The 20,004-nt window shown below is 69.3% G+C and carries 19 protein-coding genes and 2 pseudogenes; 10 read left to right on the top strand and 11 right to left on the bottom strand.

Annotated features, from left to right (window positions below):
* Nucleotides 1-15: 15 nt before the first annotated feature.
* From H4N64_RS12690 to H4N64_RS45015, 5 genes and pseudogenes are all read right to left on the bottom strand, one after another.
* Nucleotides 16-549 carry a DUF6879 family protein gene (locus tag H4N64_RS12690; RefSeq protein WP_186282367.1) on the bottom strand — a complete coding sequence of 178 codons (534 nt, stop codon included), beginning with the start codon at nt 547-549 and terminating at the stop codon, nt 16-18.
* Nucleotides 518-784 carry a hypothetical protein gene (locus tag H4N64_RS12685; protein ID WP_186282366.1) on the bottom strand — a complete coding sequence of 89 codons (267 nt, stop codon included), beginning with the start codon at nt 782-784 and terminating at the stop codon, nt 518-520. The genes H4N64_RS12690 and H4N64_RS12685 overlap by 32 nt, the downstream gene beginning before the upstream one ends.
* Nucleotides 785-926: 142 nt before the next feature.
* Complete coding sequence (locus tag H4N64_RS46350; RefSeq protein ID WP_186282365.1) at nt 927-1,241, bottom strand: hypothetical protein; 315 nt, start codon at nt 1,239-1,241, stop codon at nt 927-929.
* Nucleotides 1,242-1,832: 591 nt separating this feature from the next.
* Nucleotides 1,833-2,828 carry a hypothetical protein gene (locus tag H4N64_RS12675; RefSeq protein WP_186282364.1) on the bottom strand — a complete coding sequence of 332 codons (996 nt, stop codon included), beginning with the start codon at nt 2,826-2,828 and terminating at the stop codon, nt 1,833-1,835.
* 391 nt (nt 2,829-3,219) lie between these two features.
* Nucleotides 3,220-3,294 (bottom strand): annotated as a pseudogene (locus H4N64_RS45015) (DNA-binding protein); the annotation flags it as partial.
* Nucleotides 3,295-3,568: 274 nt separating this feature from the next.
* Here H4N64_RS45015 and H4N64_RS12670 point away from each other — a divergent pair.
* Nucleotides 3,569-4,621: an RNA polymerase sigma factor gene (locus tag H4N64_RS12670; protein ID WP_186282363.1), complete on the top strand. Its 1,053-nt coding sequence runs from the start codon at nt 3,569-3,571 to the stop codon at nt 4,619-4,621.
* A 124-nt stretch (nt 4,622-4,745) separates the two neighbouring features.
* Here the strand turns inward: H4N64_RS12670 and H4N64_RS45010 are convergent, their stop codons facing one another.
* Complete coding sequence (locus H4N64_RS45010; protein ID WP_186282362.1) at nt 4,746-6,044, bottom strand: NucA/NucB deoxyribonuclease domain-containing protein; 1,299 nt, start codon at nt 6,042-6,044, stop codon at nt 4,746-4,748.
* Between the two features lie 182 nt (nt 6,045-6,226).
* On the opposite strand from H4N64_RS45010, the gene H4N64_RS12660 reads away from it, so the two are divergent.
* Nucleotides 6,227-6,877 carry an SMI1/KNR4 family protein gene (locus H4N64_RS12660; RefSeq protein WP_186282361.1) on the top strand — a complete coding sequence of 217 codons (651 nt, stop codon included), beginning with the start codon at nt 6,227-6,229 and terminating at the stop codon, nt 6,875-6,877.
* A gap of 78 nt (nt 6,878-6,955) precedes the next feature.
* On the opposite strand, the pseudogene H4N64_RS46735 reads toward H4N64_RS12660, so the two are convergent.
* Nucleotides 6,956-7,175, bottom strand: a pseudogene (locus H4N64_RS46735) (ISKra4 family transposase); the annotation flags it as partial.
* 103 nt (nt 7,176-7,278) lie between these two features.
* On the opposite strand from H4N64_RS46735, the gene H4N64_RS12655 reads away from it, so the two are divergent.
* A complete protein-coding gene (locus H4N64_RS12655; protein WP_186282360.1) occupies nt 7,279-7,491 on the top strand; it encodes a hypothetical protein in 213 nt (70 codons plus the stop codon).
* Between the two features lie 603 nt (nt 7,492-8,094).
* Complete coding sequence (locus tag H4N64_RS12650; protein ID WP_186282359.1) at nt 8,095-8,298, top strand: hypothetical protein; 204 nt, start codon at nt 8,095-8,097, stop codon at nt 8,296-8,298.
* A 215-nt stretch (nt 8,299-8,513) separates the two neighbouring features.
* Here the strand turns inward: H4N64_RS12650 and H4N64_RS45005 are convergent, their stop codons facing one another.
* Both H4N64_RS45005 and H4N64_RS45000 read right to left on the bottom strand, forming a co-directional pair.
* On the bottom strand, nt 8,514-8,798 hold the full coding sequence (locus H4N64_RS45005) for a hypothetical protein (protein ID WP_260859699.1): 285 nt from the start codon (nt 8,796-8,798) through the stop codon (nt 8,514-8,516).
* Nucleotides 8,759-9,103 carry a protein kinase domain-containing protein gene (locus H4N64_RS45000; RefSeq protein WP_336246696.1) on the bottom strand — a complete coding sequence of 115 codons (345 nt, stop codon included), beginning with the start codon at nt 9,101-9,103 and terminating at the stop codon, nt 8,759-8,761. The genes H4N64_RS45005 and H4N64_RS45000 overlap by 40 nt, the downstream gene beginning before the upstream one ends.
* Nucleotides 9,104-9,231: 128 nt before the next feature.
* On the opposite strand from H4N64_RS45000, the gene H4N64_RS12640 reads away from it, so the two are divergent.
* Nucleotides 9,232-9,459: a hypothetical protein gene (locus H4N64_RS12640; protein ID WP_186282358.1), complete on the top strand. Its 228-nt coding sequence runs from the start codon at nt 9,232-9,234 to the stop codon at nt 9,457-9,459.
* Between the two features lie 80 nt (nt 9,460-9,539).
* Here H4N64_RS12640 and H4N64_RS12635 read toward each other — a convergent pair whose 3' ends face one another.
* Entirely contained in the window at nt 9,540-10,751 is a 1,212-nt protein-coding gene (locus tag H4N64_RS12635) for a HupE/UreJ family protein (RefSeq protein ID WP_186282357.1), read from the bottom strand.
* Nucleotides 10,752-11,065: 314 nt separating this feature from the next.
* Between H4N64_RS12635 and H4N64_RS12630 the strand changes: the two genes are divergently transcribed.
* From H4N64_RS12630 to H4N64_RS12610, 5 genes are all read left to right on the top strand, one after another.
* Nucleotides 11,066-12,448: a CBM96 family carbohydrate-binding protein gene (locus H4N64_RS12630; protein WP_186282356.1), complete on the top strand. Its 1,383-nt coding sequence runs from the start codon at nt 11,066-11,068 to the stop codon at nt 12,446-12,448.
* Nucleotides 12,449-12,546: 98 nt separating this feature from the next.
* Nucleotides 12,547-13,824: an MFS transporter gene (locus H4N64_RS12625; protein ID WP_186282355.1), complete on the top strand. Its 1,278-nt coding sequence runs from the start codon at nt 12,547-12,549 to the stop codon at nt 13,822-13,824.
* Nucleotides 13,821-14,864, top strand: coding sequence for a TolB-like translocation protein (locus H4N64_RS12620; RefSeq protein ID WP_222108879.1), 1,044 nt, complete (start codon nt 13,821-13,823; stop codon nt 14,862-14,864). Before H4N64_RS12625 ends, H4N64_RS12620 begins: the two co-directional genes overlap by 4 nt.
* Before the next feature lie 781 nt (nt 14,865-15,645).
* Nucleotides 15,646-16,137 (top strand): DUF485 domain-containing protein, encoded by a 492-nt coding sequence (locus tag H4N64_RS46345; protein ID WP_186282354.1) that lies wholly within the window; start codon nt 15,646-15,648, stop codon nt 16,135-16,137.
* The gene (locus H4N64_RS12610; protein ID WP_186282353.1) at nt 16,137-17,744 is read left to right on the top strand and encodes a sodium/solute symporter; all 1,608 of its coding nucleotides are present in this window, start codon (nt 16,137-16,139) and stop codon (nt 17,742-17,744) included. The genes H4N64_RS46345 and H4N64_RS12610 overlap by 1 nt, the downstream gene beginning before the upstream one ends.
* Before the next feature lie 920 nt (nt 17,745-18,664).
* Here the strand turns inward: H4N64_RS12610 and H4N64_RS12605 are convergent.
* On the bottom strand, nt 18,665-19,360 hold the full coding sequence (locus H4N64_RS12605) for an ester cyclase (protein ID WP_186282352.1): 696 nt from the start codon (nt 19,358-19,360) through the stop codon (nt 18,665-18,667).
* Nucleotides 19,361-20,004 lie beyond the last annotated feature (644 nt).

Below are 20,004 nucleotides of genomic sequence, written 5' to 3'. Positions count from 1 at the left end.
GGGGTGAGGTGCGGGTCAGACGGTGTACTTCTGGTGGTCGACGGCACGCTCCCATACGGCCTCGAACCCGTCGGAGCAGAGCTTGACCACGGCGGGGTCCTCGCTGAATTCCTTGGGCGGATCCGCCCAATCGCCGTCCCCGGTGAAGATGTTGAACTGCACCAGGCGATCGTCGAACAGCCAGAAGTCGGCTCCCGGCAGGGCAATGTCCACGGCACGCCGGCGGGGCAGCCAGCGCACCAGCTCACCCGCCTCGACGTTCAGCGGGGTGGCGGTGTGCTCCCACCGGATGTAGTCCGTCACGGGCTCGGACACGATCCGGGCCCGGCGCATCACCACGCCACGGCCCACGGCCTCCCGCACGAGGCCCAGCCACTTGGGCCACCACCGCGCCGTCGGGTCGAGATCGACGTGGCCGGTGCGCTTGAACTGCTCGAACTCCTCGGCCTCGTCACCGACGCCGTACGCGTCGCGCATCTCCAAATGCACGGCGCTGCGGCGCGTACCGGCCAGCAGCTCAGCGAAGCTCGGCACGCCGTTCCGCGACATCACACGCCTCCCTCAGAATCGGCACCATGCGAGCGGGGATGCGGATCACCGTCTCGTGGGCGGGGATTCCCACCGCGTGACCGGCGACCCACTCCGTACCGCTGACCAGTGCCTCCAGCGTTTCCTCGGCCCTGACCCCCTGGAGGACCAGGTCAGCCGTCTCCTCCTCCACCCACACCGTCGGCGACCCCTCGCCCCCGGTGTTGGGGTCGATCCCGATGAACTGTAGGTCCACGATGACCTCCCGGATCAAGCGGGTTGCGTGTTCTTGCGTGCGACGCTTCCGAAGGACGCGAGGGTCGTCAAGAGCGTGGGGCGGGTTCGAAGCGACGTTGGCTTGAAGCCACCGGCTCTCCGTCGCGAAGCCGCAGGGAACGTCAGCGGTCAGCGGATGGGGTGTTCCCACCGCGTACCGGCTTGTCCCCGATCCACTTCTCACCGCTCGTCGTGGTGATCCGCTGCCCTCCGATCCAGTACGTGTGAGCCCACTCGGTGATGTGAACGCGTACCGCGCTGATGGGCTGTCCGGCGTCCTGCCACGCGGTCAGGGCCCCTTCGATGTCGTCCCACAGGGACACGGGACCGCCTTGGCGGACCGTCCCGGAGGCGCCCTCGGTGAAGGCGGCGAACGACTCGCGGTCTGCGTCGAGCAGGTACAGCGACAGCGCTCCGTCTGCGCCAGCTGCCTTCACTGGGCCCGCGGGGCGGCGAGCTGGGCGAGGAAGGCGGGGATCCAGTAGTCCAGTAGCGTCGGCGGCACCTTCGCCTCTCGCTCGGTGTCGGCGTAGGCGCGATGCGGGCCGACAAATCCCCGGCCAGAGGTACGGCGCGGCCTGTGGGCGAGCGTGCATGAAGGACGACCGGCCGATGATGCGCCCCTCACCTGAACCGGGGTGCCGCACTCGACCGGAAGTTAGCCATGCGCCGCGCACGCGACCTGACAAACGCTCAGCTTGACGCTTCCCTCCAGGGGAGCCGCATCCGTCTCACATCGCCCCCTCTGCAGTGCGTTGTCCTGCGTTGGGGAGTGAAGGGATCACGCACCCGGTCCGAGCGGAGGGGAAGGGGGACGCAGGGCAGATCGCGTGGGGCGGCCCGGGCGCCCGTCGGCGTGGGCGCCCGGGCCTTTTCAGTGGGCAAGGTGATGGGGACCGCTTGGATCAGCCCGAATGGGGGGCAAGGTGGACGAGCCCTGCCTGGCAGAGCCATAGGCACGACAGCAACGAGAGCGGTCGCCGGCGGGACGACGCCGACGAGCCTGTCGGCCCCGGAACCTGAGTCTGTCAGCGTACGGGCTCCAGCAATGCCAACAGGCTCCCGGTCTCCTCGGAGTCGGCCGTGCCGCTCACCTCGAGACAGGTCCTGCCCCGGACGGTGACCGGACCGGACGCGTCCCGTGCCGCGTGTTGGATCAGTACGACGTGGCGGCCGGAGGCCAGGTCCACTTGCACGCGGATCTCGCGCCGGCCGACTGGCTGCCTGCGGTCCCAGACCCGCAGCGACGCCCCGGGAGGCAGGAGCTGCGGCAGAAGGAGGTCGAACCCTTCCGCTGCCGCGTACCGTGCTGCGCGTGTGGGTGGAACGCGCCGACCTGGCCCGACCTCGCCCTTGCGGTAGAGGACGTCGTGGGGCGCGAGGTCGGGCCGGAAGAGCCCAGGCGACACGTCTGGATCGAGCTCCAGCCGGATCACCTCGTCCACTCGCAAGACGTGCCCGGCGAAAGATGCCTCAGTGCGCAGCACGACGCCGGTCGACTCGTCGATGTGCAGCCGGTAGGTGTCGGCTCCGGCTCCCCAGCAGGCGAACGCCCGAGGGGAATGTTCGGGGAGCGGGTGCGCCACCACCACGCGGACGCTCCGTCCGTCCAGGACATCCGGTCGCACCTGATCCACCCGGCACAGGGACAGCAGAGCATCCGGCGTGAACAGGTGCCGGAAGGTTTCCGGGGCGGTGTGCTGGTACTCGTCGTATGCGACGGCGTCTTCCGGTTGGTACTCGACGTCGTCGTTCGGATGGAACCAGTACCAGCGGTTCCCGTCGACAAGGCGTTCATCGCGCCCCGGCGACTCGCCCCCTATGTCGCGAACACGGCGCAGCCGCCAGCGGACGGGCGGCTGCGCGTAGAGCTCGTAGTCCACGGTGACCAAGCCGGTGTGGAGGTGGCCTGGGGGGAGGTACTGCGCCTGTCCCAGAGCCTCCAGGCTGCGCGCGAAGTCCATGCTGTGGCATAGCCGCAGCCCGTAGAGGGCAGGCCGGGCCGGGGTAGGGCGGACCGCCATGCCGACAGGATACGTGCCTGGCCCGTCCTGCCCCGGCGTGGCGTCACAGGATGCAGCTCCCCTCGGTCCAGCCGTTCTGCGCTGTCGGTACGAAGTGGACGGTGACCCGGACAGTGATCCGGTCGCCCTTCTGCCAGGGGTGCCACAGGCCGAGGCTGTCCCGCCAGCCTCCCTCCCACTCACCGTGCAGCCAGTAGCCGGGCTGTGGTTGGGGTGCGGGCTGGCCTTCACCGATACACCGTTGACGGACATGAAGGTCTCGTAGTTGGCGACAGTAGCGCCTTGCCTGTACGCGGGCTTGTCCAGGTACTCGTACGCGAAGAAGTCGTCGGGCCGCAGCTGCCGAACGCCTCGTTCGGTCCGTCGGAAGCGACGACTGCTCACCGGCGCTTACCCGGAGGCCGTCGGCGCGGGGCAGGGCGAGCCATCCGGTGACCTTGCGGTCGCGCAGGACGGCCTTGGCCAAGCCCTCGCGTTCGCCCCGGCGCCCGGGGCGGGTGAGCCCTGGGTTCCGGTGTCTGGTTGAGGATCTGCTGCTCGACGGAGGCGAACCGGCGTCCTGCTGGTCCTCCCTGCAGAGGGCGTGTGCCCTGACCGGCCAGTCCCCTGCATCGCGCACGCCGACCGGCTGCCGCGCAACCGGACTCCGGTCGGACACCCGCGCGGGTTAGATTGCCGTCCTGATTCCGGGTATCACGGCACCGGCCTCCGGATGCCGGCTGGAAGGACGAGGTAGTCGCATGGGCGAGGCGCCGGATGCAGAGAGTTCCAGAACGTCAGCTGAGCGATGGCAGCGGATCTGGGCCCACCGCGAGCAGTTGCTGAGGGTGGCGCGTCGGCGGTCGGCGAGTGCGCAGGACGCCGAGGACGCGGTGTACGAGGCCATGGCCCGGGCCGCGGAACGCCCGCACCTGGACGATGACCGGCTGGGCGCCTGGCTGACCTCGGTCACTGTACGCCTGTGCGTGGACCGGTACCGGCAGCTGAACCGGGACGCGGGCATCTGCCGGCGAGCCGGGGCGATGCTGACCGTGCCCAGCGCGGTGCCGTACGACGAAGCCCTGTGCGACCGCGCGGAGGCGCAGTGGCTCGCGCTCCAGGGCGCGAGGCTCCCGGCGCAGCAGGCGGAGGCGCTTCGGCTGAAGGCGGAGGACCTGGACGTGGCGCAGGTGGCGCAGCTCATGGGTGTCACATACAAGGCGGCGGAATCCCTGCTGGGCAGGGCGAGGCGGGCGCTTCGTGCGGTTCTGGCGGCCACGCTGACCGTCGTCGCCGGGGTGTGGCGGGGACGTCCACGTGCCGAGAACGGGGCGCCGGCGGCCGCGCCGACCGGGGCGCTGGTGTCCGTAGGGGCGACCGTGATGCTCGCGGGGCTCGTCCTGGTCTCGCCTGTCGAGGCCGATGGCGCGACCACGCCACGGCCCGGCAAGGAGCCCCCGGGTGTCGCGAGCACACCGCTCAGCACCACGCCGGAGCCCGCGCGGTCGATGGACCTGGCGTCGGCCCCCGATGCGGAGGACCGCAGGACACCCGTGCCGTCCGGGCCGACGGGACGACCCGGGGGAACCCTCCCGACCGGCCAGGTTCCCGCTTCGGCGAGCGAGTCGGCACCCGAGGAGCGGGCGCTGCCCGGTGCCCCCACCGTCGGGCAGCCGACGCTGCCGCTCGTGCCGCCCCTTGCGGTACCGGAGGATCCGGCCGCCATGATGCGCCTGGACGACGCCGTATCCGTCCTCTCCGAACTGCCGGACCCGCCCGTGCCGACCGCTGCGTTGCCCGTGCCCCTGCCCTGAGCCGGGCACGGAAGCACATGCCGACACGGGGCGGGAAGACGCCGCCCGTACCGTCGGGGCGGTGAACACCGCCGCCGCGCCACGGACGGCGTCCCGCCCCGATCAGATCAGGTCCCGTGCCCGGTCAGCCGGTAATGGCCACGTAGAAGCGGTCCTCCGTGTCCAGCATCCGGTTGAAGCTGTAGAAGGCGCTCAACTGGCCGCCGCCGGAGCGGTTGTCGCTGTCATTGATGGGCCTGGCCGAGTAGTTCGTGCCGGCTTTCGACGCGCCCTGGTGGGTACTGGCGTACGGGTACTCGTCACAGTCCAGGTTGGAACTGGTCGAGTACGCCGGGTAGTACGCCGTACAGGTGTCGCCCGCCTTGTCGCGGTTGGCGTCGATCAGCGTGGCGCTGGTGGTCCTGGTGAGCGGCCGGCCCGACTCGACGGAGCCGGGGATGGACTTGTTGGGGTCGGCCGGGGTGGTCGTCTCCGGGTAGTACTGCGCCTGGTAGATATGCAGCGCCTCCTGGGTGGCACCCGAGTTCACGTTGAGGGTGAACACCGAGGTCACGTTGGGGAACACGCAGCCGGATCCGGCCGCGGTGTTCTTGATGTACGTGGCGGAGTCGCAGCGGAAGTTGTTAGTGCCGAACGAGACGCTGTCACCGCCCGCGACGCTGAGGACGGTCCGGAACTGGTACCGGCTGATCAGGTGGGTGCCCGAAGCGCCGGTGGTCGGGGAGTCGAAGCGGGAGTAGGCGCTGTTCGACGCGGCCCACTGGCTGATGGTCCTGGTGTGGCCGGTGGGTGCGGAGGCGTCGCACGCGGAACCGAGGGTCGTGGTGCATCTGATGTTGAGGGTCATCGAGGTGCTTCCGGCATTGCCGGTGATCCGCCACTGGTCGAGTACGTCCGTGAAGCTAGCGAACCGGCTCGCGTTGTGGCCGCGGCCGACACTGGAGAGCCGGAAGTCCGCCGTGCCCGTGACCCGGCAGTTGGTCGGTACGCCGTTGACGATCGTGCATTGCAGCACGGTCACCCGGAAGTAGCCGGCCAGGCAGTAGTTGAAATGGTCGATGACATGCCCGGCGTCGCGGTAGGCGGCGGCGTCGTTCTGGCAGTCGCTCTGGCTGAGGCCGGGGCCGTAGGCGGCCGAGGCCACCGGCTGCGGTCCGGTGGTGAGCGCGGATACGGTCTGCGCGGAGGGACCGGCCGTGCCGTCGGTGTAGACCGTTGTGCCCTGCGGCAGTTGGGCGATTGGCGTGGTGGTGACCGTCTCGGGCGTGATGGGGACACCGCCCTGGTCGGGTGGCCCGTCGTATCCGGTGAGGCTGACGAACTGCGTGGCCGTCGGCTCCGAGGCGGCCGAGGCGGGGGCGGCAGCGGGTATGAGTAGGCCCAGGGTGGCTGCGGCCACGGCCAGCAAAACGTATCTGCGCATGAAACTCCTGCCAAGAGATCGGCGATGGGACAGCGACCCGACGTCGCGTCACTTGATCGACGCAGTCACACCCCGCATCCCTCGGTCACGGATTGATAACGCCCCGCGCGGCAGGGTCAGGGAACAGGAACCGGGGACATCCGCCGTGGCATTCACGGTCCGCCTCGGCCAGAATGATGCGCGTGACCGTACCCGCCGTGGACGACGCCTGGGACCGGATCGCGGCGTGGCTGGCACGCAACGCGCCGGCGACCGCCGCCTGCCTCGACGCCCCGGCCGCCCACGTGGACCGGGCCGGCGCCGAGCGGGATCTGGGACGCGCACTGCCGCAGGACCTGGCTCAGTGGTGGGCCCGGGCCGACGGCATGAGCGGCCCCCGGCCCCACGTGAAGCTGCTTCCCCCCTTCTTCACGCCGCTGAGCATCGCCCAGGCACGCCGCAGCCGTCATCTGTGGCTGGAGACGGGAGCCGAGCTCGGTGCCACGCAGTGGCCCCTCGACGAGGAGGGCAAGGACGCCGGCTCCCCCGTCGGCGAGTTTCTGCGCGTCTTCATGCCCATCGCCCGGGACGGCAGCGGCAACGAGCTGTTCGTCGACCTGCGGTCGGGGCCGATGCATGGCTGCGTCGGCCACTGGGACCACGAGCAGGGGTGCTTCTATCCGCCCCGGTGGCCGAGTGCCGCCGCGATGCTGGCCGAGGTCGCCGACGCGCTGGAGAGCGGCATGCCCGCTCTGCAGGACTTCGCCGACCGGGCCCGCGCACAGGGCCTGGAGGCGCAGGCGTACCGTCCAGTGGTCACTGGAGAGGGTGCCATCTCCTGGGAAGCCGTATAAATGGCCGCTGCGGCCCCCGCACAGCGCACGATGAGTGTGTGGTTGCGCATGCCGAGTTCGCGAAGGGTGCGGCTCTTCTGCGGTGAGATCGTCGTTGTGCTGGTGGGGTGAGGGATAGAGGCGTTTCGCGTTCCCTCTGGGTGTGGTCGGTCCAGTAGGCCGGGAAGTCGCCGCTCCGCAGACACTCCATCGGCTGCCGGTGATGTCGAGGCGGTCGGCGATCAGGTGGCGGGCTGCTCCTTCGACAGTACCGCTGGCGATCGGCCAACCGGCGTCGAGGGGCCTGGTCGTAGTGAACGAAGACGGCATTGTTCTCTGGGGGGCCTGGCGGGTGCGCCTCTGCCCGCCGTACTGGCCGGGCTGCTGCGGTTGGGGCCAACGCCGTCGGGGCCAAGCCGTGCATGAAGGACGGCCATGGGCTCCTCGTCGAAGGCGGCGGCACCTCCATGACCGAGTGGGGATGCGACGTTTCGCTTCCGACCACCGCAGGACAGGTCACCGGCCTGCTACCCACGCTCAGCGAGCCCGTCGCGGGCGCGGCACTGACCGCAGGACTGGCCGGTGCCGTACCGCCCAGCATCTGCCTCTGGTTGGCGACCCGGCGTCCGCGCTGACGCTCCATCTTCCCCGACATCCGCAATATCCCCTCTCACACGAGCATTTGGATAAGTTCCCGAATAGGCCGCCATATTTGGGTCGCAGCGGCGAGCGGTGTAACACGGTCGCCCTTGCAGTGCGCAGAAGTAAGCAGAAGAGAGTCAATGCCCAATCTGAATCTGGGCCCTGGGTGACCCTGCCGACCGCGCGACACGTCCGATTGGATCGTCTTGTGAACAACACCGACCCCATTGCCGAACACCCGACGTACGACCAGCCCGCGGGGCCTGGCCGCCCCATGCGTAATCAGTCCGGCGAACGGCAGGCCACTGCCTTCATCGAGTTGTGCACGAAATGGCGGACTGACTGTCCGGGTGGGCACAGGAAATTTTCACGATGAATACAGAAGGTCTGCGCGCTGTCCTCAATTACGGCCTCCCAGCCGTCCTTTATTTGCTGATCGGGCATGGCATCGCCGCCCGGCTCAACGGGACCTGACAGGCACCATGGAGGGTCGTTCAAACTCAGGGACACCAACCCACCCAGGTCTGGGATGACCTGGTGGCCGGCATCTTCGTGCCACTTCGGGATGAAGGTACGACAGCGGAAGGACCGGCGCTGTGACACACAGCCCCACGGAAGACGATCACCTGCCGATCTACGAGGACTTGGTGCGCGAGCGCGGAGACGCCGTCGCGGAAGCCCAGACGGCGGCGACGCACATGCAGCACCAGGCAGCGGAACTGCTGAACAGCCCGGATGCGCACGGGCCGGACCGCCCTCGCCCGGCTCACCACCCTGACGGGCCGTTCACTCGGCCCTGACGGGTAGTTCACAAGGCGCGTCCGTGTGCTGTCGGCGGGTGAGCGCGGGGCGCTGCGCCACCGTTTGAAGCAAAGGATTCAGGGCACGCGTCACCGCAGGGATTGATCGATGGATCGCCGGCGGAGACAGCGATGTTACAGCCACCTGACGAAGCAGATGCTTCTCATCGGTGCGCAGGGGATCCCCCCTTTGTCCGCGGAACGCGCTCGCAACATCACCCGCGGATTCCTCCTGGCCTGTTCCCCGTCGCCGAACGGCCATGGCGATGACGTGCTGCTGCAGCGGGGCCAGTGACATCGACCACCGGTACGAGCATCTGTGTGGCCACGGCGTCGGAGGCGAGCACGTCCTGTGTGCCGGCCGCCTCGGCGGCGTCGCGCGGCCGGTCGCCGGGGTTCTTGGCGAGCAGGGCGTGCACGGTGCGCAGCAACTCCGGCGGGGCAACGGGGAGTATGTCGCTCAGCCGGGCCGGGGCTCCGTGGACCTGGCGGTAGAGCACCTGAGCGGCATCGGCGCCAGGAAACGGTGCCGTCCGGCAAGGAGTTCGCACAGCACGCAGCCCAGCGCATACAGGTCGGCGGCCGGTCCGGCCGGGTGGTGCAGTGCAAACTCGGGGGCCACGTAGGCGGCCGTACCGAGCGCGGGCGCGCCCTCATCCGGTGAAGCCCAGTAGGTGAGGTGGGCGATGCCAAAGTCCACGATCTTCGTGGTGCCGTCGTCGGTGACCAGCAGGTTGGCGGGCTTGTGCGGGCGGCAAGTACGGCTCTTCATGAGGGTGTTGACCTGGCAATCATTCTCTGTCACCCGTGAATGAGTGACCCCGTCGGGGTCAAAGGCGCCTGCACTCCGGGGGGAGGCACGCGGGCGCCTACGTGCAGGGGCAGGCCTTTTTCCGGAGTGACGGATCTGCCCCCGCACGCATCCTGCGGCCGGTGTGCCGCGTGGTGGCCGGCGTGATGCCCGGCTGCAGCTTTGACGTCACCCCCGATGATCTGCCGAATGCCGACTTCGAACGGCACACACACGCCGCCGGGCCCATGCGGGCACGATGGCGTTTCAGCCTCTGCGCCAAGTGCCGTAACGGTTGGCTCGGCCCGGGCGTCGAGGCGCTGCCGCAGAGCGACCGGGCCCGGGTGCGGATGTGGTGCCACGACGAGTGAAGCCCTGAAGCCCCACCGTGCTCGCCACCATGTGCGCCTGGAACATGAGGTTCGCGATCACGCAGTCACCCAGGGGAGGGCTACGCGGCGCCGCTCGGCGCCAGCAGGCGCTCGGCGAGCCAGACCAGGCCGAGGACGCCGACAATGGCGGTCGCGCCGGTGTGGGCGACGGTCGACCAGGAGTACCGGCGTGCCAGCAGAAGCAGCGGGAACACCAGCAGCACAATCGCGAACTGTCCCAGTTCGATGCCGAGGTTGAAGCTCAACAGTGAGACGAGCAGCCGGCCGCTGAAGTCGTCGGTGAAGTTCAGCGCCCCGGCGAAGCCCAGCCCGTGCAGCAGGCCGAAGCCGAACACGACGAGGGCGCGGTGGCGCGTCTCGCCGCGCGCGATGTTCTCCACCGCGACGTACACGATGGACAGGGCGATCAGCGGTTCGACGAGCTTGGCAGGAACCTCGACCCATCCCAGCACCGCCAGGGCGAGCGTGACGCTGTGCGCCACGGTGAAACTGGTCGCGAGCCGGACCACGCTGCGCCATCCCCGCGCGCCGAGCAACAGGAGCACCAGGAAGAGCACGTGGTCGATGCCGAGCAGGATGTGTTCCAGCCCCATGCCCACGAACCGGCCCACCGATGACAAGAAGCCCGACTTGCCAGCTGGTGATTCGCGTTGGCCGGCGGCGCTCCGGCCGACCCGCAGTTCGCGATGGCCGGCGTCGAAGACGTCGCTCCCACCGGAACCGCCGAGTTCGTAGTCGACCATGTTGGTGTGCTCGGCGCCGATGGCGGCCGTGTCGGAGAACACCTCATAGCGCACGGTGAACCGGCCGCTCCCCGTGCCCGGGCAACGATGGGTCAGGAGCAGGCGAGCGTAGAGGAAGTTCTGCCGCTTGGTGATTCTCGTGTCTTCGAGTGCGGCGGCGCAGCGCACGCCGTCGAGGGCGACGGTCAGGCGGTCGGCCAGGTATGACGCGAGCTGCGCGCGGTGGGACTCGAGAAATGCCTCGCGCTCGGCGTCCGTCGCTTCGCGCGGGACCCCACCGAGGCGGGCGGCCTTCGTGAGCTTGTCGTAGTCGACCTCCAGTTCGTAGCGCACCAGGGACCCGTGCTGGCGGATCGTGGACGTGCCGTCCGTCGTCGGGACATGTGCCGAGGCGACCGATGCCGTCAACGACACCAGGACCCCTGCGAGAACCGCGCCCCCCAGCATGACCAGAAGCGCGCGGATCAGTCGGCCGGGGAGACATCGAAAGCCTTGCGGCGGAGCCCAGAGCGTCATGCTGAGGAACAAAGCCGCCCCCGGGCAAGGACCGCGTGGCTTGCCCGTATCCCCGCTGTGGCGCCGAGCTGAATTCTTGACGACCCCTGCCGGGCCTTGCCACGGAGCGTCCAACTGGCAGGCAAGGCCGCCCAGTTGACCGACTGTCAGCACATCCGTTCGGACGGTGACGAAACGCCATCTGCCGCACGCTCAACGTTCATTTCCGCACCGTGGCCGTGGCCCACGGCGGACTCATAGGTTCCACACCGCCCCCCACACGGAGTCACAGCCTTCACCTCGGAAGGGATCACGTGATGGGCACCCGCCACATCCGAAGAGCCTCGATGGCAACGGCAGCAGTCGTCACCACCACCGCCGCCGTCGCGGCTCTGCTCACGACCGCCTCCACGGCCACCGCAGCCACCATCACCATCAATCCGACCGCCGACACCTACGTGCAGGACAGCACCCCGTCGACGAACTACGGCACCTCCTCGCAGTTCACCGTCGACAACTCGCCGGTGCGCCAGTCGTTCCTGAAGTTCACCGTCAGCGGCCTCACCCAGGCCGTCACCAGCGCCAAGCTGCGGATCCGCGTCACGGCCGGCGGCAACAGCAGCAACGGCGGCACCTGGAAGTCGATGACCGACACCACCTGGTCGGAGACCGGCGTCACCTGGAACAACAAGCCGGTCATCGACGGCGCCACCGTCGCGTCGCTCGGCTCGGTGGCCAACGACCAGTGGGTCGAGATCGATGTGACCTCGGCGGTGACCGGCAACGGCACGTTCAGCTTCGGTGGCACCTCCACCAGCACCAACGGCGCCTACTACGACTCCCGCGAGTCCGGCGCCGACGCCCCGCAGCTGGTGATCACCACCGGCACCGCCCCGTCACCCACGCCCACCACGTCCACGCCGCCGCCGTCGGGTGACCCGGTGCTGGTCGGCGCCGGTGACATCGCCAACTGCGGCACGGCGGGCGACGAGGCCACCGCCAACCTGCTGGACGGCATCACCGGCACCGTCATGGCCATCGGTGACACGGCCTACCCGGACGGCACGTCCTCCGACTACACCAACTGCTACCAGCCGTCCTGGGGCAGGCACAAAGCCCGCACCCGGCCGGCCACCGGCAACCACGAGTACCACACCACAGGTGCGTCGGGTTACTTCAACTACTTCGGCGCTTCGGCGGGAGACCCGACCAAGGGCTACTACTCCTTCGACCTGGGCAGCTGGCACGTCGTGGCGCTGAACTCCAACTGCTCGATCGTGTCCTGCTCGGCGGGCTCGGCACAGGAGCAGTGGCTGCGAGGCGACCTCGCGGCCAGTACCAAGCCGTGCACCGTCGCCTACTGGCACCACCCGCGCTACACCTCCGGCTCCAGCCACGGCCCGAACACCGCGGTCAAGCCGCTGTACCAGGCGCTGTACGACAACAACGCCGAGGTCGTCGTGACCGGGCACAACCACAACTACGAGCGGTTCGCCCCCATGGACGCCAACGGCGCCCTGGACAACACCCGCGGCATCCGGCAGTTCGTGGCCGGCATGGGCGGCACCAGCCTGGGCGGGTTCGGCACCATCCAGCCCAACAGCCAGATCCGCAACAGCAACACCTGGGGCGTGCTGAAGCTGACCCTGCACCCCAGCAGCTACGACTGGCAGTTCGTCCCCGAGGCGGGCAAGACCTTCACCGACAGCGGCACCACCGCCTGTCACTGACCAGCACTTGAGCGTTCGGTGCCCTCCCAGCCAGGGAGGGCACCGCCCTGCCGACCGAGTGCCCCAGTCCTGTCTTCCGCCCCGAAAGGTCCGCCCGCATGTATCTGTCCTCGATCGACCGGCCCACGGCCGACGACCCGTCACCCCCTCAACACTCCGGCCGACGCGGGCTCGCGCTGGTCGGCGGGAACGTGTTCGCACTGGGCACGGTCAGCCTCGTCACCGACATCTCCGCCGAGATGGTCACCGCGATCCTGCCCGCCTACCTCGTCCTCGGGCTGTCGTTCAGCCCGTTGGCCTACGGCATGATCGACGGGATCTACACCGGGGCCACAGCGGTACTGCGCCTGGTGGGCGGCTACGTCGCCGACCGGATCCGCACACCCAAGTGGGTGGCAGGCACCGGGTACGCGATGTCGGCAGTGGCCAAGCTCGGGCTGCTCGCGGCAGGCCGCTCGGCCGGCGCGATCGGCCTGGTCATCGCCGTCGACCGGGCGGGCAAGGGGCTGCGCACCGCACCCCGCGACGCCCTGATCACCCTGTCCGCCCCGCCGCACGCGCTGGGCCGCGCGTTCGGCGTGCACCGGGCCATGGACAGCGTCGGCGCGTTCCTCGGCCCGCTGGCCGCGATGGCCGTGCTGGCGGCGGCAGGCCAGGTGCTCGACGCCGTCCTGGTCACCAGTTTCTGCATCGCCGCGCTCGGCGTGCTCATCCTCGTACTCTTCGTGCGCGACCGGCACGACGACCGCCCGGCCACCACGCCGGTGTCCCCCAGGGACGTCGCCGAACTGCTGCGCGCCGCACCGATACGCAGACTGCTACTGGCCGCCTGCCTGCTCGGCTTCGCCGTCATCGGCGACGGCTTCGTCTACCTGCTGCTGCAACGCCGCGAGGACATCGCCCTCGGCTGGTTCCCGCTGCTCGCGGTCGGCACCAGCCTGACCTACCTGCTGCTGGCCATCCCCATCGGCGCCCTGGCCGACCGGATCGGCCGCCTGCCGATCGTCCTCGCCGGCTACGCCGCGCTGTGCGCGGTCTACCTGCTGCTGTTCGGCCCCCTGCACGGCTGGCCGCTGCTGGCCGTGGCGCTGGCCCTGTACGGCTTCTTCTACGCCGCCACCGACGGCGTACTGATGGCGCTGGCAGGACCGGTGCTGCCCGAACACCTGCGCACCACCGGCATCGCACTGATCCAGACCGGACAGGCCCTCGCCTACCTCGCCTCCTCAGTCCTGTTCGGACTCGCCTGGCAGCTGTGGGGCCCGCTCACCGCCAGCCGACTGGCCGCCGCCGTGGCCGTACTGGCCGTCGTGGCCACGGCACTCCTGCTGATCAACCGATCCACCACCACGAGCGACACCGAGGTGACCGCATGACCGAGCAGACCACGATCGACGCCGAGACGCCGCAGCCAAGCCCGCCGCCTGCGCCGCCCCGGTTCGGGCGAGCCGCCCGCATCACCACCACGGTGGCCGCCACCGTCGCACTCGCCGGTGTCGCGATCGGCTACGTCCAGCTCACCTCGTCGGCCACGACCCCCGAGGCACCCGCCACAGCCCAGACGGTCTCCCTGGCACCGGCCCCTCGGCTGCTCACTCTGACGAGCACCGGCCAGGTGACCACGGTCGGCAAGGACAACCCGGGCGGCACCCGCGCGGTCTCGAAGACCAAGTGCGACCGCATCTACGCCGCCGCACGAACCGTCGCCTGCCTCTATGCCGACGGCATCCTCGGCACCGTCAGCATGCGCATCCTCGACGCCGACCTCAAGGAACGCAAAGCCATCCCGGTCAGCGGCATCCCCAACCGGGTCCGCGTCTCGACCAGCGGCCGCATGGTCTCCTGGACCGCCTTCGTCGGCGGCGACAGCTACGCCACCCTCAACTTCGCCACCCGCACCGGGATCTACGACACCAAGACGGGAACTCTGTTCAAGACACTGGAAACCTTCGACGTCATCAAGGACGGCAAGCCGTATCAGTCGGTCGACGTCAACTACTGGGGAGTGACGTTCACCGACGACGACAACACCTTCTACGCAACCCTGTACACCAAGGGCCACCGCTACCTGGTCCAGGGTGACTTCGCCGCGCGAACCGTCCGCACGCTGCGCGACCACGTCGAATGCCCCTCGCTCTCGCCCGACGGGACCAGGATCGCGTTCAAAGCACCCATCAACGGCGACTCCACCAAGGGCTGGCGACTCTCCGTGCTCGACCTGGCCACCAACAAGGTCACCCGCACCGCCGAAACCCGCAGCGTGGACGACCAGGCGGCCTGGCTGGACAACTCCACCCTCGCCTACGTCCAGCAACACGACGACGGCACCAAGGACCTCTGGACCGTGCCCTCCGATGGCTCCGGCAAACCGAAGCTGCTGCTGCGCAACGCCCATTCCCCTGCCGCGCTCGGCTGATCACCGCCGATGGGAAACCCGAGACAGGGCCGGCCCCATCAGTGGTCCCGCCGAACATCAGGACGCGAGCCCGGCCGGGGTGGTGAAACGGGGCGGGTCCGACGGTGGACTGATCGGCGTCCTGGGCTGGCACCCCTCGAAGCTGCCGAGAGGCTCCAGGTGCCGCACAGGCCGGGTCCGCGGGGCAGCAGTTGGCCGCGGAAGTCCTCGTGGTGGGCACGTACGAGGGCGGCGAGACCGACGACGTGGGCCGAGGGCGTGCCGGTGCCGTCGAGGGCCGTGTATCCGCCCTGCGGCAAGCACGACAGGACGGGATCCGAAGGCTCCGAGCGCGCCCACGGTGAACACGGTGGGCAGCGAGCCGGGGAAGCAGACCGGTCCGCCGAATCGCCTGCCGGGGCGACGCAGGCGATACCGGCGGCGCTGGCGTCGGCCGGTTTGCGGGAGCAGCGTCGACGGGTACGGCCGTCGCCACGGCGATGTGCGCGATGTCGACCTCGCGTCCGCGCTGGCGCTCCTGGTGTTCCTGGCGCCGTGAGGATTCGACGGTGATCAGGGCACTGTCGGGCCCGGCGGTGGCGCCCGGCCGCCGGACCCGGTGTGACCTGCCGTGACCCGACCGTTGCGGAACCGACGTACCGAACAGTCGGTAACCCCTTACGCCACGATACTACCGGCCAGTAACGTACGCGCTCCGACCGCGATACATCTCCCTGCGCCCGGCGGGCGCAGGGACACCCTCAGGCCGCGAGGGCCACAAGGGCCGCAAGGAGCCACACCCATGTCGTACGAGCACTACTTCCCCGATCCGCCGCCGCACCCCGGTCCGCCGTGGCACGAGCAGCCGCGGGCGACTCCCACCCCGGACGGCGACCTGCACAGGCTCCGCGCGGGCTACCGCAGACTGCGCCGGGTGGCCACCCTGACGGCGCTCGGCTACTTCACGTTCTTCCTCATTCTCTCCGCGTACGCGGACGGACTGATGACCAGCGGCAGCGGCGACGGCGGCCTCACCACCGGACTGACGCTCGGCCTGTGCCAGCTGCCGGTCGTGCTGGCGGCGATCGCCGTGTACGAACGGATCGCGCGCCGCCGCGTCGACCCGCTCGCGGCGACGATCCGGCAGCACGCCGAACAGGCAGCCGAGGCGCAGCGTGCGGCAGAGTCGGCCCGAATCGCGCAGGCTGCCCACACGGCCCGACAGGGCCACCCCGGTCGGCCGGGCAGGGCCGGATGGCAGCGTCCCACCGGCCCGGCAGGGGGTGCCTGGTGATGAACGGATTCAGTTCCGCCTCCCAGACGATGTCGCTGATCGCGTTCATCACCGTCACCACCGTCACGCTGCTGCTGTGTGTGATGACCGCACCCGAGCATGACGATCTCGGCGAGTTCTACACCGGCTATCGCTCGCTCTCCCCCATGCAGAGCGGGCTCGCCGTCTCCGGCGACTACATCTCCGCCGCGACCGTGCTCGGCACCATCGGCGTCGTCTCGCTCGTCGGCTACGACGGCGTGGTGCTCGCCCTGAGCACCGTGCTCTCGCTCGTCCTGATGATGTTCCTTCTGGCCGAACCGCTGCGAAACGCCGGCCGGTTCACCATGGGCGACGTCCTCGCCCGCCGTGCGTCCGACCCCGCGGTCCGCATCACCGCCTGCGTGGTCACCCTCACCGCGCTGCTGCCGCTGGTGATCTTCCAGCTCTCGGGCGCCGGCGATCTGCTGGCGGTCGTTCTCGGCTTCGACTCGGACGGTTTCAAGACCGGCTTCATCGTGTGCCTCGGCGGACTGATGATCGTGTACGCCGCGATCGGCGGTATGAAGGGCACCGCCTTCATCCAGATCGTCAAGACCGTCGTCCTTCTGGCCGCGACCGTCACCATCTGCCTGCTCATCCTGGACCGCTACGACTTCAGCCTGTCCGCGCTCCTGGACGCGGCCAAGAAGGGCAGCGGCGCGGGCGACGCCTACCTCTCCTCCGGGCTCCAGTTCGGCGGCGACGGACTGGACATGATCAGCGCCGAGCTGACCATCGTGCTCGGGGCGGCGGTCCTGCCCCACATCACGATGCGCATGTTCAGCTCCCGCAGCGCGTCCGGCGTGCGGCGCTCGATGTCCTGGGCGGTCTCCACCGTCGTCGTCATGTGCCTGCTGATCTCGGTGATCGGCTTCGGCGCGGCGGCGCTCGTCGGCCACACACAGCTCGTCGCGGCCGACCCACAGGGCCAGACGGCGTTCCTGATGGTCAGCCAGGCCGTCATGGGCCCCGATCCGTCCATGGTCGAGACCCTGCTGTTCACGATGGTGACCACGGCCATCTTCCTCACCCTGCTCGCCTCGGTCGCCGGGATCACCCTCGCCTGCGCCAACACCCTGGCGCACGACCTGATCGCCCAGGGCCTGCGCAGGACCACCCTGCCGGACGCCACGGAGATGACCATCGCACGGACCGCCGCACTCGGCGTCGGCCTCACCGCGATCGTCGCCGCCGCCTACGCCCAGGACTTCAACGGCCAGCTGATGGTCACCCTCTCCTTCTGCGTCGGCGCGTCCGCCGTGGGTCCGGCCCTCGTCTACAGTCTCTTCTGGCGGCGCTACACCCGTACGGGCCTGCTCAGCACGCTCATCGCCGGCACCGTGAGCGTCCTCGTCCTGATGACCGGCACCACCTTGGTCTCCGGCTCACCGCAGTCGGTCTTCCCGGACAGCGACTTCACCTGGTTCCCGTTCACCACGACAGGCCTCGTGTCGGTCCCGGTGGGCTTCCTCGCGGGCTGGCTGGGCACGATCCTTTCCCACCACGATGCCTCGGCACAGCTGCGCCGTTACGAGGCGGTGGAACCGACGATCCTGGCGGGGGCTCCGGCGCCCGACGGGCACTGACCGGGTCCCGCCCCGCATCGCGGGGCCGAGGACGGGGCGGACGGAGCGCCGGTCGGCGCCCCGACCTGATTGCGTTGCGTCTGCCCCGCACGGCCGGGTGACGCGGGCAGAGGTGGAGAACCTTGGCCTGGCGACGGTTGTCGACCCCGGAAAACGGCAGGTTCCTGACCCTCGACGCGATCGGACGCGATCTGCGTGGCGTGCGGCTCACCCCCGCGTGGGCGGGGAGCACTGGGGCGGAGGCGATGGCAGCGGTTGCGGTACTGGCCCAACAACCCGTTCCTGACTGCGGCGAGGACTTCCGTGCGGCTGCGCGGGCCGTGACGGTCGCGGGGGCCGCGACTTCGTGAGCAAGGGTTTCCCGGGGCGGGCGGTGGACTTGCTAGGGGGTTGGGGCGAGGCCGCGTACGTTGGCCGGTCGTGCACCAGTCAGGGCGGGCCGGTGGCGGCGGGACAGGGCACGGGAACGAGCCACAACCGTCGTCGAGATGGTGGGGAGAACCTGTGGGGCCCCGGCGTAACGGCCAGGGCCCCACGGGCTGTTGTGCCCTGCTGTGCGGCTTACGGGATGTTCAGGCGGGCGGCCTGGGGGTCGTGGTCGGTGGGGTGGGCGGCAGGTCCGTGAGACCCGCCGCGGTGAGTCTGCCGCGGCGCCGATCGCGTTGATGAGCCTGCTCCAGGTCTGGCGCTGACCGTGGAGTCGTCGGTGGCGCCGTTGTTGTCCTGGATCTCCTGCAGGACGACGATGTCGGGTGCCTTCAGGCGGCCGACGATCTGTGCGGCCAGGGCGTCGAACTTGCTCTGCGCCTCGCCCGGGTCGAGGTTTCTCCACGTGGAGCGCCGCCACCGCCAACTGGCCGGACCCGGCCGCCGTGGTGGTCTCCTGCCCGATGGTTCCGACGGCTCGGGACCTGGATGGGTCAGGCCTCGATGGCCCCGAGTTGCCGCAGCAGCCCGAGGTCGTCCCAGTTCCACCAGCTCTCGGCGATCTTGCCGCCCTGGCAGCGGAACGTGGCGTGACCAGTTCCGGTGACGTCCCGGTTGGTGGGCTCCAGCCCCTGGTACGTGCCGGTGTGCCGGCCCTGGAAGGTGATCCGGCAGGTCACCAGGTCGCCCTCGGCGATCATGCTCTCCACTGTGAGCAGGGGATTGAAGGCGTCCAGGATCTCGCCGTTCTCCCGTTTGGCCTGGGCGAGGTCCACGTCGTAGGAGGAGAGGGCGGGGTCGTGCTCCCGGTAGTCACCGGTGCACAGCTCGTCGGCCAGGTCGAGGTTCTTGGCGTTGATGACCTCGTCGAACAAGCGGCGGACGACGAGCTTGTTGAGCTGTTCGTCCCGTACGACGTCGAGGTCCGTGAAGGTGGGTGTCTCGTCGCAGGCGGCGACCAGTTGCTCGAAGATGCGGTTGGTCTCGGGGAGGTTGGAGTTCTGCATCGCCTCCTCGTACGACGGGAACTCCACGATCTCGACGACATGGGCGGAGTCCGAGCGGTCCCGCCCGACGATCGAGTGCGTGGCGGTCCGCTTGCCCTGGGTCGCCTCGACCCAGCTGTCCATCAGCCGGTTGAGTTGATCGACGTTGCTGGTCTTGCAGTCGATGAGCTGGACGAAGGTCATGAGCCCCTCCCGTGCGATGAGCAAGGCATGCCGACTAACAGGGCCATTTCAGGCTATACCCGATCTTTCACCCTTGCCTCTTCGTCGCTCCAGAGCTGTCTCTTTGGCGCTTCAACCAGCCGATCGAGGGCTGCCGAACCTGACCCGGACAATGACTGACAGCAGGCGTGACAGGCCGCCGCCATGGAAAAACGCAGCTCCGTGGCGGTCCTGCTCGGAGCCTGTGCAGGGCTACGCCAGGGCGAGGCCTTCGGGCTGAAACGACGTCAGGCCGCCTGGGGACACAACCTGCTTCACGCTGTACGCCTCAAGACCAAAGCCAGTTACGCGACCCTGCCGGTGGATCACTTCCTGATCGATTCTCCGAGCCGGAGCCAATCTCGCCGAGCGCCGAGTACGGCTACGTCGAGCCGCCGGACGAGGGCCTGATCGTTACGAACCGTCTTGGCCGCTCTGTACTGCACACCGATCTCCACCAGAAGTGGCGAAGAGCAGTGAAGCAAGCCGGACCCGGACACGACCTCAAGCACCTCTACCGTTCCTAAAGACTGAGCGGGAGTGAGTCCTGTTGCCGGAACCCATGCTCAGCCGAACGCCCCGAACGGTGTTGGGCGTTCTGGTCCACCGCGTTCGCTCCGCGTCCA

Source organism: Streptomyces cupreus (genome assembly GCF_014257025.1).
Taxonomy (GTDB): domain Bacteria; phylum Actinomycetota; class Actinomycetes; order Streptomycetales; family Streptomycetaceae; genus Streptomyces; species Streptomyces cupreus.
Note: the sequence above shows the minus strand (reverse complement) of the source record. Positions and strands in the feature narration are given on the sequence as shown.